This window comes from Ruegeria sp. H7 (assembly GCF_056532945.1).
The window spans coordinates 724,022-738,995 of record NZ_JBQFNZ010000001.1 but is presented as its reverse complement, the minus strand read 5'-3'; the positions used below and the strand labels follow the sequence as shown (position 1 = coordinate 738,995).

Genomic DNA, 14,974 nt, shown 5'->3' with positions numbered 1-14,974 from the left:
TGTGCGTTGCCCAATGAAATGCGTTGTTATAGGTCTGAGCAGACGTGAAGGATTGTGACCGTTAAGATGACCCGCATTTCGCATATCGAACTGGACGACCGTAACCTGCCCCCGCCGACCCCCGAGATCGAGCAGGAGCGTAAGGTCGCCATCTATGATCTGTTGGAAGACAACAGCTTTGCCCTGCCAGCGCGGGACGGGCGTCAGGTGCCGGACGGGCCGTATCATCTGCAACTGTCGATCCGCGACAAGCGGCTGGTTTTCGACATTGCCACCGAAGCTGCGGAAAAAGCGGCTGAGTTCCACCTGTCGCTTGGCCCGTTCCGTCAGGTGGTCAAAGACTATTTCCAGATTTGCGAAAGCTATTTCAACGCGGTCAAAACCCTGCCGCCCAGCCAGATCGAGACCATCGACATGGCCCGGCGCGGCATCCACAACGAAGGCAGCCGGGTGTTGCAGGAGCGGCTTGAGGGCAAGGCCGATGTGGATACCGACACCGCCCGACGCCTGTTCACGCTGATCTGCGTGCTGCATTTCGGAGGCTAACGGGTGACGCCTCTGCCGCAGTCGATCCTGTTCTGTTGCGACCACAACTCGGTTCGGTCTCCGATGGCCGAGGGCATCATGAAAAAGTTCTACGGCACCGGCACCTATGTGCAGTCTGCCGGCGTGCATAATGATCTTGAGATTGACGGGTTTTGCATTTCGGTCTGCCACGAGATCGATGTTGAGTTGTCCCGCCATCGTTCACGCTCATTCGACGAGATGGAGGAATGGGGCGATGACCTTAGTTCCTTCGACCTGATCGTCGCCCTGTCCCCCGCCAGTCAGCGCAAAGCGCTGGAACTGACCCGGATTTTTCATCTGGATGTCGATTATTGGCCAATAATGGACCCTACCGGGATGGGTGAGACGCGCGAAACAAAGCTACACCACTACCGACAGACCCGCGATCAGATCATCAAGCATCTGAAAGACCGCTGGGGCGAACCAACGGAGTGACCCATGAAACAGACCGTTCAAACCTATTTCGATGCCTTCAACGCCGGGGATCTAGACGGCATGCTGGCCTGTTTGTCCGATGACGTGGCCCATCACGTGAACGAAGGCCAGATTCGCGTCGGCAAAGAGAAATTCGCGGCTTTCTGCGCCCATATGAACCGCTGCTATAGCGAGAACCTGACCGACATCGTAGTGTTCGAGGCCGAAGGCGGCACCCGTGCGGCAGCCGAGTTCATCGTCAACGGCACCTATCTGGAAACCGACGAAGGGTTGCCGGATGCCCATGGTCAGACCTATCGCTTGCCGGCCGGGTCGTTCTTCGATCTGAAAGACGGCAAAATCACTCGCGTCACCACTTTCTACAACCTTGCGGATTGGACCAAGCAGGTCTCGAATGGCTGAGGTCACCGCGGTCCGCGCCCTGACCGGAGCGGCGCTTGAGGCTGCTCTGGACGACGTGGCGCGCCTGCGGATCGAGGTGTTTCGGGCCTGGCCGTATTTGTACGACGGCGATTTGGAGTACGAGCGGACGTATCTGCAATCCTACCGCGACAGTGACAAGGCCATTGTTGTTGGCGCGTTTGATGGGAATCGTCTGGTTGGTGCGTCAACAGGCGCACCGTTGATGGATCACGCTGACGATTTCGCGGCGGCGTTCGATGGAACGGGACTGGACCTGTCGCAGATCTTCTATTGTGCGGAATCCGTCCTGTTGCCTGACTATCGCGGGCAGGGCGTCGGGCATAAGTTCTTTGACTTGCGCGAAGCTCATGCGCGCGCCTTGGGCTTCACCAAATGCGCCTTTTGCGGCGTGCAGCGCCCGACGGATCACCCGTTGAGACCCGAGAACTACCGCCCGCTGGACGATTTCTGGCGCGCCCGTGGCTATGAGCCCCTGCCGGGTGTGATTGCGCATTTTTCGTGGAAGGATATCGGGGAAGACGGTGAGACGCTGAAGCCGTTGCAGTTCTGGATCAGAAATCTTTAGGCATTTCTTGATAGGTGGGACACCTTAGGACAATCGGAGCCGACCGGATCGTCCAAGTGGCTGTTGCTTGGACCTTTTTTCCCGCCAACATCTTGTGACTTCTTGCCAGCAGACTTGTCGGCGCGGGTTTTCCCCTCAAGTTGGCCTTGAATTAACGAGGTCACAGAATGATTGAGAACGAACCCAAGCCAGCCCGCTATTATGACGAGCACGATATTTGGACATTGGACCCAACAGCGGCAGATGCTGTGGTCTATGAACGTTTCGCCTCAACCATCGTGGACCTTGTGAATGTGCTGGATGACAGTAAGCCGATGATGTCACGGGACGTGTACGCCAGACTGTTTGATTCCTTGCTGAATATGTCGCGGATTTTGGGGCAGTACGAAGAGAGTTGGGGCCTGGCTTCGGGCGGCCAACGGACCGATTGACCTGACACCGGCCAAAAGTTGAATGGCAAATCGACGGTTTTTGCGTTTCCGCGCCCATGCTCACTATACAAACTCGGACATAGACGATTAGTCTCGCCCGCGGACCGATACGCTGGGATCGCTGAAATGAAAGTCGCCACCGCCGCCTACAATCTCGACTGGCTCGACAGTTGGGCGCAGTATGAGGACAAGCTGGACCGCTGGGTCTCGGACGCCGTAGGGCAGGGGGCCGAGCTGCTGGTCTTCCCCGAATATGGTGCGATGGAGTTGTCGACACTGGACGGGCCCGAGGTGGCAGGCGATCTGGAACGCTCGATCCGGGCGGTGTCCGATCGGATGGGGGATGCGCAGGCCCTGCAACAGCGCCTTGCAGCTGAGCACAGTGCGTACATTCTGGGGGCCTCGGCACCGGTGATTACCGGGCCGGGCCGTCCTGTGAATCGCGCCGAGCTATATGCGCCGGACGGTCGGCAGGATCATCAGGACAAGCAAATCATGACCCGGTTCGAGCGTGAAGATTGGGACATCGCCCCTGGCGGTCCGCTCAAACTGTTCGATACGGCGCTGGGCAAGATCGGCATTCTGATCTGTTATGACAGTGAATTTCCCCTGCTGGGCCGGGCGCTGAGCGATGCGGATATCATCCTCGTGCCGTCCTGTACCGAGGCGCTTTCGGGCTATTGGCGGGTTCGGATTGGTGCAATGTCGCGGGCGTTGGAAAACCAGTGTGTGACGGTGATGTCCTCGCTGGTCGGCAGCAATGACTGGTCCGAGGCGGTTGATATGAACACCGGCACCGGGGGCATCTTTGGCCCGCCCGACAAGGGCTTTCCGCAAACCGGCGTGCTGGCCGAAGGTGCCCTGAACCAGCCCGGCTGGACCTATGCCGACATTGATCTGACCGCGATTGCCACTGTCCGCGCCGATGGTCATGTTCTGAACCGAACCCATTGGGACGAACAAATCCCCCGAGTCGAATCGGCCACAATCTCTCAGCTTTGATGATTCTGGCCTTGAAATAAGGCCGAAATAGGCTCATTTAAGCGCACATCCTCGCAGATTCTGCGGGTGCAACGTAACGATGGAGACAACATGGCCAAGGAAGATACGCTCGAATTTCCCGGTGTCGTGAAGGAACTCCTGCCTAATGCGACGTTTCGGGTCGAGCTGGAAAACGGCCATGAGATCATCGCACATACGGCAGGCAAGATGCGCAAGAACCGCATCCGTGTTCTGGCCGGCGACAAGGTTCAGGTCGAGATGACCCCCTATGATCTGACCAAGGGTCGGATCAACTACCGCTTCAAGTAACGCCTGCCGCAATGGCGTTTATCTTAGGATCGGGCAGCCCAAGGCGGCTGGACCTGCTGGCCCAGCTTGGCGTGCAGCCCGATGCTGTCAGACCCCCGAATATCGACGAAACGCCGCTGAAAGGGGAACTGCCGGTTCCCTATTGCAGCCGCATCGCACGCGAAAAAGTGCAGGCCGTGCAGGCCGATGCCGAGGATATCGTTCTGTGCGCGGATACCACGGTTGCTTTGGGCCGCCGCATTCTGGGAAAGCCTGAAGATGCAGGTGAGGCGGCGGCATTTCTTTTTGCCCTGTCCGGTCGGCGTCACCGCGTCATCACCTCGGTTGCCGTACGCCGTGGTGACCGTGTTCTGCAAAAGGACGTGGTTTCGCAAGTTCGGGTAAAGCGTCTGTCCGATACTGAGGTCAACGCCTACCTTGAAACAGGGGACTGGCAAGGCAAGGCTGGAGCCTATGCTATCCAAGGTCCGGCAAGTGCTTTCATCCCCTGGATTTCCGGTTCATTCACCGGCATCGTTGGTCTGCCTTTGGCCGAAACGTCGGGGCTGTTGCAAGCGATCGGTTACCCATTACATCGAGGAACGCCATGAAGGGCCGCACCATTGTTCTGGACCATATAGAAGGCCACGAAGCTGCGGCCTTGATGGTGGACGGCAAGCTGGACGACTTTCTGATCGCAGGCGACGCGCCAACCCCCGGTACGATCTACCGCGCCCGCGCGGATCGCCCGGTCAAGGGGCAGGGGGGGATGTTCCTGACCACGCCGGACGGCCCTGCGTTTCTGCGGCAGGTGAAGGGTCTGGCCCCGGGTGCCTTGGTGCTGGTTCAGGTCACGGGCTACACAGAAAACGGCAAGGCGCTGCCGGTCACGGATCGCGTTCTGTTCAAAAGCCGCTACGCCATTGTCACACCCGATGCGCCCGGCCTGAACATCTCGCGCAGTATCAGGGACGAGGATGAGCGGGACCGGCTGCTTGAAATTGCGCATGAGATGATGGGCGACAGTCCCTACGGGCTGATCCTGCGTTCCTGTTGCGCCGGGGCCGATGCTGACGAGATTGCAGAAGACATCAGTGCCATGCTCGCACAGGCCGAACAGGTGGTGAACGATCCCGGAACAGAGCCGGAAACCCTGTGCGAAGGGGATGGTCCACATCTGCTTGCATGGCGCGACTGGACCGATCCGGCAGAAGTTGTCACCCAGACCGGCGGGTTTGAAACCCACGGCGTGCTGGACGCGCTCGAAACCGCGCGCAGTATCAAAGAGCCTTTGACCGGAGGAGGGCTCCTGTACATCGAACCCACGCGGGCACTGGTGGCAGTGGACGTAAACACCGGCTCGGACACGTCCTTGGCGGCCGGAACCAAGGCCAACTTCGCCTGTGCGAAACAATTGGCCCGCGCCTTGCGTGTGCGGGGCCTAGGCGGACAGATCACGCTGGATCTGGCCCCGATGCCCAAGAAGGACCGCCGCGGCTTCGAACAAGCCCTGCGCACCGCCTTCCGGCACGACCCCGTCGAAACAACGCTGGCAGGCTGGACCCCTCTGGGCCACTTCGAACTGCAGCGCAAAAGGGGTCGTATCCCTTTGAAAGAGGTGTGGAAATGAGCTGCCCGATCTGTGGTGAAGAGACAGTGAACCGCTTCCGCCCTTTCTGCTCGAAGCGTTGCGCGGATATTGATCTGGCCAAATGGCTCAACGGCTCATACGCGGTTCCATCGCAACGCGAAGAGGACATCGAGGCCGACATTTCCGACGCGCCCGAAGCCCTTCAGCGGCCACATTGAAAAAATGTAAAAAAGCCTCTGGACACTGCTGAACGCAAGTCATAGAACGCCTCCACCCAACGGCAAACACCGTTCCCGTGCCCGGGTAGCTCAGGGGTAGAGCAGTGGATTGAAAATCCTCGTGTCGGTGGTTCGATTCCGCCCCCGGGCACCATTTCAAAGCGGTAGGATGCTATCTTTATTCAGTCTTGCTTAAAGTTTTTTAACCACCGTGCTTCCTCCAGGGCCGGTCTAAATCCTTCTCCTGCTCACCTGTGGGTTTCTCCCTTCGGGCGGCGGTTTTGAAATGGTCCCAACCATCTATGAACGATCAAATTTAGTTGTTCGCAAGCAGACCAGATCAGAAGATGGTGCGCGGCGCCAAGCACAAAAAGAAAACCAACGGAAGAATAAACGCAGGTGTCGCGCCCGGCTTCAGGCTTCTATGCGATAGCAAACAGCTCTCCTCGACAAAACCAGCTTGATTCCGCAACGGCGTAAAGCAACTGTGTGACCAACCGACAGAACACTCGGAGAATAAGGGAATATGACTTCTGCCAACTTAACGAAGCATGGGAGCAGGTTTCGGAGACTCTTCCGATGGCTCAACCACCAGCCTGAAGTCATTCTCCACATAGGGCAGCACAAAACGGCCTCTTCTACTATTCAAAACTCCCTGCAGGGGGCTGAGCGAGCGAAGCTGTTAAGTGGCGTTCGATATTGCGAATTTTCTCGGCCAAACCACTCTTTTTTGGTCGCTTCTGCCTTTGCCGACCCGGCATGTGTTCCATACCATAAAAGTTTGAAATTTGGTTCTGGTATCCCCTATCGGTTCATGAAGGCGCAGAGTGCGAAAGAACACATCAAAAACGAATTGAACACGGCGCGTGAGCAAATGGTCCCGCTTATTCTTTCTGCTGAGGATTTTTGCGCTCTTTCTTATGAGGAGTTGGCAGCCGCCAAACTATTTTTTAGCGAACTCGGAGTATCAAGGGTGCGCGTAATCGGGTACGCTCGCAGTGTAGAAAGTTGGGCAAATAGTTTTTCCCAGCAAATTATTAAACAAGGGGTGCAGACAATCGATGAGGTTTCTGAAATCGAAATCTACCCAAAGTACCGGGAGAATTTTGAAAAATTCATTGATCTATTTGGCGAAAAAAACGTTCACATAAGTGCTTTTGACAAGTCAGCGTTGAAAAGCGGATGCATTGTTGCTGACTTTCTAAGCAAATGTGATATTATTGGAGCCGAAATCCCTGTAATTAATAGAAACACGTCTATTAGTCTGTTTGAAGCTAAAGTTGCGTCTAGGGTAATCCCGCTTTGTCGGCAAAGGGCTGGTCGCAATTACAGCAAGTATCGACCGCTCGTGCAAAGCTACTGTAGTGAGTTTGGAGGGAGAAAGTTTTCCCTTCAACGTAAGACACTAGACAGATGCAGAGAAGCGGCATCAGACGACATCGAATGGGCCCGAGATACCTTGAAAATCGATGAGGATTTTCTTCTGTCGAAAGCAGCGGAAACACCTCGAGAAGAATATTGCGCACCAGTGCAGGATTGGGAGCTAATGCAGTTCTATCGGCACTGTCGAAATATGATGAGAGCGGGGTAACACCTCACTCGACATTTGACCGGGAAACATGCCGAAACTCTGAAAGCACTGGGTCCAGAGCCTAGTTCAGAAAAATCTTAACCCCGAAATAGGGCCCGTGCTGTGTGACGTCATAGGCAAAGTCGCCAGTGTCGAGTGTATCGCTGTAATCGACACTGAAAAAACGATAGCCAAACGTAATCGCCGTATTCTCCCAAGGCTGATAGTCAAATCCGATATTGGCCCCGACCTGAAGGTCGTTGCCTCCGGCCCCGAAGCCGCCAAGATCTAGTGAGGCGATGGTCGTCCAGCGCTCGTTGAGGCGCCACATGCCGCGGGCCCCTATGACTGGTTCGATCCAGTCCTGGTCTCCGCCAAGGGTGGGTGGGTTTGCTGGCCCGGTTGTGGTGAAATCGATCTCTTGCCGGATCGAGTTATAGCGGAGGCCGCCTTGCAGATCGACGGTGTAGCGTTGGTTGTTCGCTCCATAGGTTCCGTCCGCTATGCGATATGCGCCGAGGATCGCGAACCACTTCTGCCGGACATCCACGTTCACGGCTGTCGCGCGTGGGCCGGGAAGTGTTGCATCCTCTTCGATGCCCACATAATTGGCGTCGACTATAATCCCCAGATCGCCGTTCCACGCCTCGTACCGCCCGGCGGCCGCGAAATCCAGAACGCTCAGCACATCGCCGAGATCAAGGTCAATATCGGCGGAAACACCAGCAACCGTTGACGTTCCAGAGGTCCTGAGTGGCGTAAACAGATAGAAGCCCAGGGTATGTCGCCACCCTTTGTCATTCTGGCCGGGCGCGGGCAGAGATTGTGCAGATGCGCCAAAAGCAAGCAGACAGGGCAGAGCAATTGTGCTTGCGGTGCAGGCGGCTGATCTGATGGTCATGTCTCAATCTCCTTAATCTACTCCGCGGCCAGGCGGACAGTCCGTTCGTCACGAATACAGTGCCTCTGGTCACTTGCTGACCGAGGATTGTTTGAGCAGAAAGGCCTCAACAGCGGCCTGGGTTTCGGGACGCAGGTTGTCGATGCCTTCATATGGAACGCCGCGTGCGGGTTCGGTGTCGGGGTACATTTCCTTGCGTTTCAGATGCCGTCCGAGAATGCGTACAAACTCCTGCCCGCCCCAGGCGCCAACCTCGGTAGAGACCGGGTATTTTTCATGCGTGTCCCGGTAAACATCGAAGAAGTCAGCAAGGATTGCGCTTTCACCGGATCCCGGAATACGCAGCTTTAACTGATCCTTGATGATCGCCTTGGGCGTTTTGACCGAATAGACGATCAGGTGATCCCGCCGGCCTTTTGTTTCCCCCAAAAGCAACAGCGCAGATTGATCGACGCCATCTACCAACCGGTCCCTGGGGATACCTGCATCCGCCCCCGCAAACCGAGCCAGTGTTGTATACAGATCAGAGACATGGACGATATCCCCAACAATCCCGTCTGCCTCGATCATGCCGGGCCAGCGGATGAAGCTGTCGACCCGGATACCGCCTTCGGACACATCGCCTTTGCCGCCCGAGAAAACCATCGGCGTGAACCCGGACTGAGGAGCGTATTTGGTGAAGTGACCGTTGTCGCCCATGACGACGACGATGGTGTTTTGAGCGATGCCAAGTGCCTCTAATTCGGCAAAGATGTCGCCCAGCCACTCATCAAGCAGTTGCATCTTGTCGACATAAAGCCCGCCATTTGGCGATTGCGGCCCGCTTCGGCCTGCGCGTGTATTATCGAGCGGGATCAGAGGCCAGTATTGCAGGAAAAAGGGCTGATCACCGCCCGCAAGCTTGCGCAGTTGTTCCAGGGTCTGATCCTGATAACGCTGGTTCATGTCGTCGTATTTTTCTGCTGTCCAGCGTTCGCCCGCGGTCATATGAACTTCGCGCGCGGTTCCTCCTTTTTCGGCCTCTAGCCCAGTCACCATGGCCGCCGGGTCGGGGCGAAAGAAGTTGTCCAGAACAAAGCGATCATCGAAATCCGATATCCCGACAGAGACCTGTTCCCGGATTGCGTCATCATTGAAGATCGTAAGCTGCCCCTGCTGGTGCACCGGGAAACCGGCCCAGTCAAACCCCTGATTATGCGGCCAGGCTTCGGGGATATCGCCCATATGCCATTTGCCGACATGCGCTGTCGCATACCCTGCACCTGACAGGATCTCGGCCAGTGTGACCTCGTCAGCGGGCAGGCCGAACCCTGCGATGTCGACGGTGGTGTCGCCCATCCCCATCCGCACCGGCAGCCGTCCGGTCATCATCGCAACACGGGTGGGTGTGCACGAAGGCTCGGTATACATGCGCACCATACGCATCGCCTGATCCGAAAAATCGTTGATGTTCGGGGTGGAATACCCGCGCACAGCATTGAGTTCGGGAATGCCCAGATCGCCGAAACCAATATCGTCAATCAATATGTTGAGGATATTCGGCGGCTTGCCTTCGTTTGTGGCCCGGAAGTCCTCTAGCAGTTGATCGACCTCGGCATTATCCGCCGCCCATTGTTCCGCGTTTTGCGCTTCGAGGATATAGTATTCGGCGTCGTGGACAATGGGTGCGTTCTGCGCTGTTGCGACGTTTGCAGCGAGACAGATGAGTGCCGAAAGGCCAATCCGTTTTTTCATTTCGGTGCTCCTCATTGGTTCTGCTCAGGTGTTTGTTCGGTTGCGGAGTCGACAGCGGACTGCGGGCGAGTGGGCTCGGTGTGCCCTGCGGTTGTGCGGTTGATGTCGGTGCCGGGGAAGAACTCGACCCAGACGTGCCAGAACATCCCGGATCGCAGGGTTTCGACCCGGTTCAGCCTGCCGCAATTTGCATTTCCGAAGAAATCGATCTCTGTCACTGGCGTGCCGCTGTCATTGTACCAGACGCCAACGCTTTCATAGGTCGGGTCATAGGACACGACGACCTCGCGACCGCCCACCGTGGCGTTGATCAGCCCGTGATGTTCGGCAATGAAATCATCGGTCCAGCACACGGCATCGTCACCAACCGTCACGCCCCAGACGTATGTCTTGTTTGGAAGGCGGTCGTCGCTGTGGCTCATGTTGTCCATGACCGGCGCGGATTCCTGATGCTGTTTTGCGATGCCCGACGAGAACACGGTTTCGGTGAACATATCGAACAGCCTTAGAAATGGGTTCGATGACGGTTTGTTCAGAAAAACCTCTCCGTCCGGGTAGGCTTTCTGAAATCCACGAAAGCTCATCCGGAAGGTTGGCCAGGGCTGCATCGCGGACTGCCCTGAGGCATCGCTGTCGAAATGGCCATAGATCTGTTGGATCGGTTCGCCACTGGTGTTGTCGCGCAGGATCAGGTTGTTGCCGTGCTGGGCCAGCACTTCCAGGTCCAGTCTTTTGCCATCGACTAAGGGCTTGTAGGCCAGACCCAGATTGGCCATCGCGCAATAGGTCATCACGATGTCGTCTCCACCCAGCCCTTTCGCATTCCCGGCCAGATGCGGGCGCATCAACTGCGCGTCGGAATGCGCGCGTGCGTGGCCATTGTTCTCGATCACCAGAACGCTTGCCGATGGATTGATGTAATCGCGCGCTTCTGAGATCGGGAAATACTGCGCGCTGTTTTGCTGATTGCGCAGGCCGATGTGGACCCAAACCCAGGGGAAGACGAACAGGAAGATGATCAGCACGGTCACGGCCGGCATGCCCAGGAAAAACAACCATCCGGGGCCACCGCCCATTAAATGGCCAATAAGCATAAGGATCAATGCTCCGATACCGGCGGCCAGATAGGCGTTTTCGTTGCGGATAAATCGGATCATGTTGTTCCGCTTCACCTTCAACACCATCTGGCTGATGTCGCCGAGGTCGCGGAAATACATGAACCCTATCGTCAACGATACGATGAGACCCGCGTAGAATAAGAGATTTGCCAGCATTTGGATCGCCTTTGCCGTGTTCTGGTTAGCCTTCGGGAGGTTTTGATCTGGACGCGAGGTAAAGGTGAATTTCGTCCTCAAGCCCCCGAAGGCTATCGATTAAATCAGAGTAGGTCGGATCACTGGCATCGCAGGGTAACAGGGCAGCCAGGCTTTCATAATCAACGCAGATTTGGGCGAACACAGTGTCCGCGCTTCGAAGGCGTCCGATTTCATTCGCCCGGTCCGGAAACAACATCGACAGTGTGTCCATAGTGATCCTCAAATCGCATGTTCCCAAGTTCTGCCCCAGCGACGAGGCGCGCTCCCCCTCCTTTCCCATCCAATATCGCTGAAATTCATTTACATATTCAGGTATCTTAACGTATGTTACGACGTAACATGTTATTTTTCAGGGGCTTATAGGTTACCTGAAGGCTTCCAAGGCGATGTCGTTGACGAAATTGCAGACAGATCCGGGTCCTGATCCGGTTGGGTCGACTCTTTCGGATGTAGAAATCCGGCAGGCTTTGGCATCGATTCTGGAAAGCCCCGAATTTGACGGGGCAGAGCGTTTGCAGTCTTTTCTAAGCTACGTCGTCGAAAAGCTATTGACGGGGCAAGCCGAGGACATTCGCGCCAAATCAATTGCCGAGGACGTCTATGGCAGATCGCTGGAGGCAGGTGGCGACCCGATGGCGGTCGTACGTGTCGACGCGGGCCGAATGCGCCGACGGCTGGCCAGTTACTACTCGAACTCCGGGAAAGAACAGCGCCTACGTATTCATGTCGATCCCGGTGGGTATGTGCCCCGGTTCGAGTTGCTGGAGCCTGGGCGAGGAAAGAAACGGAAGCGGCCGTTGCCGAGATACCTGCTGCCCGGAATGGTCGTTCTGGCGGCGCTGGGGGTTGGGGCAGTCGTCTTTTTCTCCAAGGCTGCAGACATGCCGCAATTCACCTCTGTTCAGTCCGATGATACCTTGAAACAGCAAGCGGTCAGAGAAGCGTTGTTTTCCACCAACCCCACAAAGTTGCAGGCGGTTAACCTGGCCGCCGAGGCGCGCCCGTTGATGTTTCCGGTTCTTGATCGTGAACGGCTGCACGCAGTACGTGGTATGTTTGACCGGGCTATCGCTTTGGATGAGACATATTTCGGCGGTTTCGCAGGCTCGGCCCAAGCCATGGGAATTCTGGCAATCACCGCTCCGCCCGGTGAGGAAAAACGCGACCTGCTGAACCTCGCAAGGGTGCGCGCGATCAAGGCTGTGGAACTGGCCCCTGATGAGGGGTGGAGCCACTCTGCGCTTGCTTTGGTCTCATTCGCCAATCGCGATTTTGATGCGGCACTCAACCAATCCGCGCGGGCGATCAGCCTCGCGCCGGACGACATCCATGTCACAAATTTTGACGCTTTGTTTGCGTTGTTTGGCGGCGCGTTCGAACGCGCAATTGCCTCTGCCAAGCGCGCGCAAGAAAGCGACCCGAACAATCGAAGGTTCCCATATCGAAGCGTCCTGGCCTCTGCCAGTTTCCATTTGGGGGATTTTCAGTATTCAGTGAACCAGTTCAACGAAGCGATAAGACTGGGCGACCCGGTAAGCGCAATTTCGATTGGGTATCTGGCCGCCGGGTATCAAAGGTTGGGAGAACACGAACAAGCCGGTGCAACAATCCTGCTTTTGCAGGAAGCCTGGCCTGACTACCCCCTTGCGGCTTTGTTTCGGACTTTGTTTGCTGATCCGGCCCATGCCGAGGATATTCTGTCCGCATTGGACGAAATCGCGCCGTCACCTGTTGATCAATGATCCGGTAAACATGCGAGTCTGGAATTCAAACTCCGGAAGCAAGGCGCTCGTATTTTGCCAAAATCTGCTTTGCCAGAATGGAATAAGCAAAAAATCCAATCGGAAGCGGCTCGCTCGGCCGTCACATGGTTCAGGTTATGTTGTGCCTATCCAATCCAGGAACCGCGCGGTGCCGGGCTTTCTTGAACCTTCCGGCGTGATCGAGCAAAAATAACCACGCGATGTTGGGTGTTCGTAGCTGCAGGCAAGAGCCAGTGTTTCATTCGCAAGAAACTCATTGAGTATCGGACGCCAGCCGATCCCGATGCCCAAGCCTTTTTGGATCGCGCGAAGATACACCATACCGTCCGCCCGAAAAATGCGCACCTCCTCGAATACAGATCGTTGTTCCGCAAGCCAGTTCGCCTAAGCGTTCCGATGATCTCAGTTCCAGTTTCCTGCCGTAGGCGTTCAACAGATCAACGCAAATAGACAAGGCGCTTCATGAACTAGAAGGAGCGACCGCGAGGCTAGAGAAAAGACCCGACGCGCCTGCACCGTGGGCTACGATATTCGATTTTGGGACAGGAAGTGTGCAACCGATCTTTCGTCCCATTGTCGGGAGACTTGGATACACATCAGGTGGAACGGGAGGATTTCCCGTTTTTTTGCTGTACTTTCGGAAAATCATGGCTGTGCGGACAGTTTCCAGCTAGCCAGTCTCACTCCGATTTCCCTGAAAACAGGGAAATTTACAGGGAATACGCACCGTTTTGGCGCTATTTTATGTCTGAGGATTCAAAATATATAAGCAGGTCAGTGCCTTGTGGGTGAATTCCCTAGATGGGACAACAGGGAAACCAGACGAAGCATCAGTGAACCCCAGAGATACATCAGGGAACACAGATCAGATTTCACCTCAATTTCAACTGGTGGAGGACGGGAGTAGGAAGAAGAATGATCCGGGGATCGTCCCGATTCCCAGAGGGCATATTCAGCCGCTGTCTTCAGTGAAATCCTCAGGCTTTAGCTCCATGATTTCAAGGTACCTAGCGTTCGAAATTGGATCAATCCGATCGGCCTCTTCGCTTACGAATTCTGCCCAAGCAGTTGTGTGATCATTAGTTTCGTGGCCCCTTAACTTCAGTACGTCCTGGACCAACTGGCGCAATATCCTCGCATCTTCGAGGTCGCAGGCATGGCCAAGTAGCATGCTGCGTTTCGCTTTCTCGAATTTTTCGTCCCTGACACGGAGCGCTTCAAGCCTTGCCGCTTCGGCTTCTTTCTTTCTTCGCTCATGGTCTTGTTTACGTTCAATCAACCACTCATGCTGGCGCTCGGCATGCTCCCGGTGAAAGGTCTCGGCCAATACTACCAGCTCGATTGCAATCTCGGTAAGACGCGTTTCAAGTTTGGCGTCCGGCTTATCCGCCCAAGATAACCGGACATCTTGCCCACGAAAGTGGTTTGGAACGATCAGAGTTAGTGGTTCTTTACCTGGCCTGTGGTCGTCGGGGTTCCGATGGTAGTTGCTCCGCCTCAAATCCGCCGTCGCGAGAAGCTTAAACGGTACATGCTGTTGATGAATGGAAATCGAGATTTCGATGGCCTCTTTTCCCTGAATGCTCGGTTTGCCGCCGCATTTTGCGACGCCCAGGAAAAGTGCATTCAAGATCCTTAGCCTGCGTTGCTCTAAGGGGTTGTCGAAAAGCGGTTTGTCCCAGGAGTAAGCCCACTTGCTTTCGGCAATTTTTGCCCGTCTTTTATCGTCTGCGGAAAACAGACGTTGCAAAACATGGTGCCATGCGTGTTTGCCGTGCGGTACTGCGACTCGCCCAATTTTCTTAGCTATCCTAGCCCGGACGTCTTCAATTGGGGTGTTGAAGGACGGTGGTATAGGAAGCGGAGCCTCCAGGTCGACTTTAGAACCGTAGTACCGATCATAGCCTGATCCGCCAATTATCACTTCGTCAGACATTCCTGGGGCGCGTTCGGGCAGTGAAACACGTTTGACGGATTTTCCGGCTTTGACTTTGTTCCAGTGCCCTCTGTCGGGAATGGGGATATCGAACTTCCTGCAAGCATTCCTGACTGAAGTTGAAGACACTCCAACGACTTCGGGCATAGCTTTCAAAGGTCGACTCCACACAATTTCTAGGAGTTCTGCCCTTGTCAGCCTTCTCGCTCCCGCCATTTTCGCCCCCTGATTTGT

The 14,974-nt window shown here is 55.7% G+C and carries 17 protein-coding genes and 1 tRNA gene; 13 read left to right on the top strand and 5 right to left on the bottom strand.

Annotation, left to right across the window (positions count from 1 at the left end; translation table 11 throughout):
• The first annotated feature begins 66 nt into the window (after positions 1-66).
• The 12 genes from ACR0AC_RS03475 to ACR0AC_RS03420 all read left to right on the top strand — a co-directional run bounded on the left by ACR0AC_RS03475 (position 67) and on the right by ACR0AC_RS03420 (position 7,111).
• Positions 67-546 carry a UPF0262 family protein gene (locus ACR0AC_RS03475; RefSeq protein WP_170452413.1) on the top strand — a complete coding sequence of 160 codons (480 nt, stop codon included), beginning with the start codon at positions 67-69 and terminating at the stop codon, positions 544-546.
• A 3-nt stretch (positions 547-549) separates the two neighbouring features.
• Complete coding sequence (locus ACR0AC_RS03470; RefSeq protein WP_170452411.1) at positions 550-1,002, top strand: arsenate-mycothiol transferase ArsC; 453 nt, start codon at positions 550-552, stop codon at positions 1,000-1,002.
• A gap of 3 nt (positions 1,003-1,005) precedes the next feature.
• Positions 1,006-1,404 carry a ketosteroid isomerase-related protein gene (locus ACR0AC_RS03465; RefSeq protein ID WP_170452409.1) on the top strand — a complete coding sequence of 133 codons (399 nt, stop codon included), beginning with the start codon at positions 1,006-1,008 and terminating at the stop codon, positions 1,402-1,404.
• Positions 1,397-1,990: a GNAT family N-acetyltransferase gene (locus tag ACR0AC_RS03460; protein WP_480871945.1), complete on the top strand. Its 594-nt coding sequence runs from the start codon at positions 1,397-1,399 to the stop codon at positions 1,988-1,990. The genes ACR0AC_RS03465 and ACR0AC_RS03460 overlap by 8 nt, the downstream gene beginning before the upstream one ends.
• A gap of 167 nt (positions 1,991-2,157) precedes the next feature.
• Positions 2,158-2,421, top strand: coding sequence for a hypothetical protein (locus ACR0AC_RS03455; protein ID WP_170452405.1), 264 nt, complete (start codon positions 2,158-2,160; stop codon positions 2,419-2,421).
• A 126-nt stretch (positions 2,422-2,547) separates the two neighbouring features.
• A complete protein-coding gene (locus tag ACR0AC_RS03450; RefSeq protein ID WP_480780246.1) occupies positions 2,548-3,423 on the top strand; it encodes a carbon-nitrogen hydrolase family protein in 876 nt (291 codons plus the stop codon).
• Between the two features lie 90 nt (positions 3,424-3,513).
• Positions 3,514-3,732, top strand: coding sequence for a translation initiation factor IF-1 (infA, locus tag ACR0AC_RS03445; RefSeq protein ID WP_005978431.1), 219 nt, complete (start codon positions 3,514-3,516; stop codon positions 3,730-3,732).
• Positions 3,733-3,743: 11 nt separating this feature from the next.
• Entirely contained in the window at positions 3,744-4,322 is a 579-nt protein-coding gene (locus tag ACR0AC_RS03440; RefSeq protein WP_480780247.1) for a Maf family protein, read from the top strand.
• Positions 4,319-5,341, top strand: a complete 1,023-nt coding sequence (locus ACR0AC_RS03435; RefSeq protein ID WP_480871942.1) for a ribonuclease E/G — start codon at positions 4,319-4,321, stop codon at positions 5,339-5,341. The genes ACR0AC_RS03440 and ACR0AC_RS03435 overlap by 4 nt, the downstream gene beginning before the upstream one ends.
• A complete protein-coding gene (locus ACR0AC_RS03430) occupies positions 5,338-5,520 on the top strand; it encodes a DNA gyrase inhibitor YacG (RefSeq protein WP_170452396.1) in 183 nt (60 codons plus the stop codon). The genes ACR0AC_RS03435 and ACR0AC_RS03430 overlap by 4 nt, the downstream gene beginning before the upstream one ends.
• Positions 5,521-5,599: 79 nt before the next feature.
• A tRNA-Phe gene (locus ACR0AC_RS03425) sits at positions 5,600-5,674 on the top strand.
• Between the two features lie 372 nt (positions 5,675-6,046).
• A complete protein-coding gene (locus tag ACR0AC_RS03420; RefSeq protein ID WP_170622999.1) occupies positions 6,047-7,111 on the top strand; it encodes a hypothetical protein in 1,065 nt (354 codons plus the stop codon).
• 61 nt (positions 7,112-7,172) lie between these two features.
• On the opposite strand, the gene ACR0AC_RS03415 is transcribed toward ACR0AC_RS03420, so the two are convergent.
• The 3 genes from ACR0AC_RS03415 to ACR0AC_RS03405 form a co-directional block, all read right to left on the bottom strand.
• Complete coding sequence (locus ACR0AC_RS03415) at positions 7,173-7,991, bottom strand: hypothetical protein (protein WP_170623001.1); 819 nt, start codon at positions 7,989-7,991, stop codon at positions 7,173-7,175.
• Between the two features lie 69 nt (positions 7,992-8,060).
• Positions 8,061-9,725: a sulfatase-like hydrolase/transferase gene (locus tag ACR0AC_RS03410; protein WP_480871939.1), complete on the bottom strand. Its 1,665-nt coding sequence runs from the start codon at positions 9,723-9,725 to the stop codon at positions 8,061-8,063.
• Positions 9,726-9,736: 11 nt separating this feature from the next.
• Complete coding sequence (locus tag ACR0AC_RS03405) at positions 9,737-10,942, bottom strand: DUF3179 domain-containing (seleno)protein (protein WP_480871937.1); 1,206 nt, start codon at positions 10,940-10,942, stop codon at positions 9,737-9,739.
• 491 nt (positions 10,943-11,433) lie between these two features.
• Here ACR0AC_RS03405 and ACR0AC_RS03400 point away from each other — a divergent pair, with 491 nt between their 5' ends.
• On the top strand, positions 11,434-12,783 hold the full coding sequence (locus ACR0AC_RS03400) for a tetratricopeptide repeat protein (protein WP_480871935.1): 1,350 nt from the start codon (positions 11,434-11,436) through the stop codon (positions 12,781-12,783).
• Positions 12,784-12,918: 135 nt separating this feature from the next.
• On the opposite strand, the gene ACR0AC_RS03395 is transcribed toward ACR0AC_RS03400, so the two are convergent.
• Together ACR0AC_RS03395 and ACR0AC_RS03390 are read right to left on the bottom strand one after the other, a co-directional pair.
• Positions 12,919-13,125 carry a type 2 periplasmic-binding domain-containing protein gene (locus ACR0AC_RS03395; RefSeq protein WP_170452383.1) on the bottom strand — a complete coding sequence of 69 codons (207 nt, stop codon included), beginning with the start codon at positions 13,123-13,125 and terminating at the stop codon, positions 12,919-12,921.
• Between the two features lie 631 nt (positions 13,126-13,756).
• Positions 13,757-14,896 (bottom strand): hypothetical protein, encoded by a 1,140-nt coding sequence (locus ACR0AC_RS03390; protein ID WP_480871933.1) that lies wholly within the window; start codon positions 14,894-14,896, stop codon positions 13,757-13,759.
• Positions 14,897-14,974 lie beyond the last annotated feature (78 nt).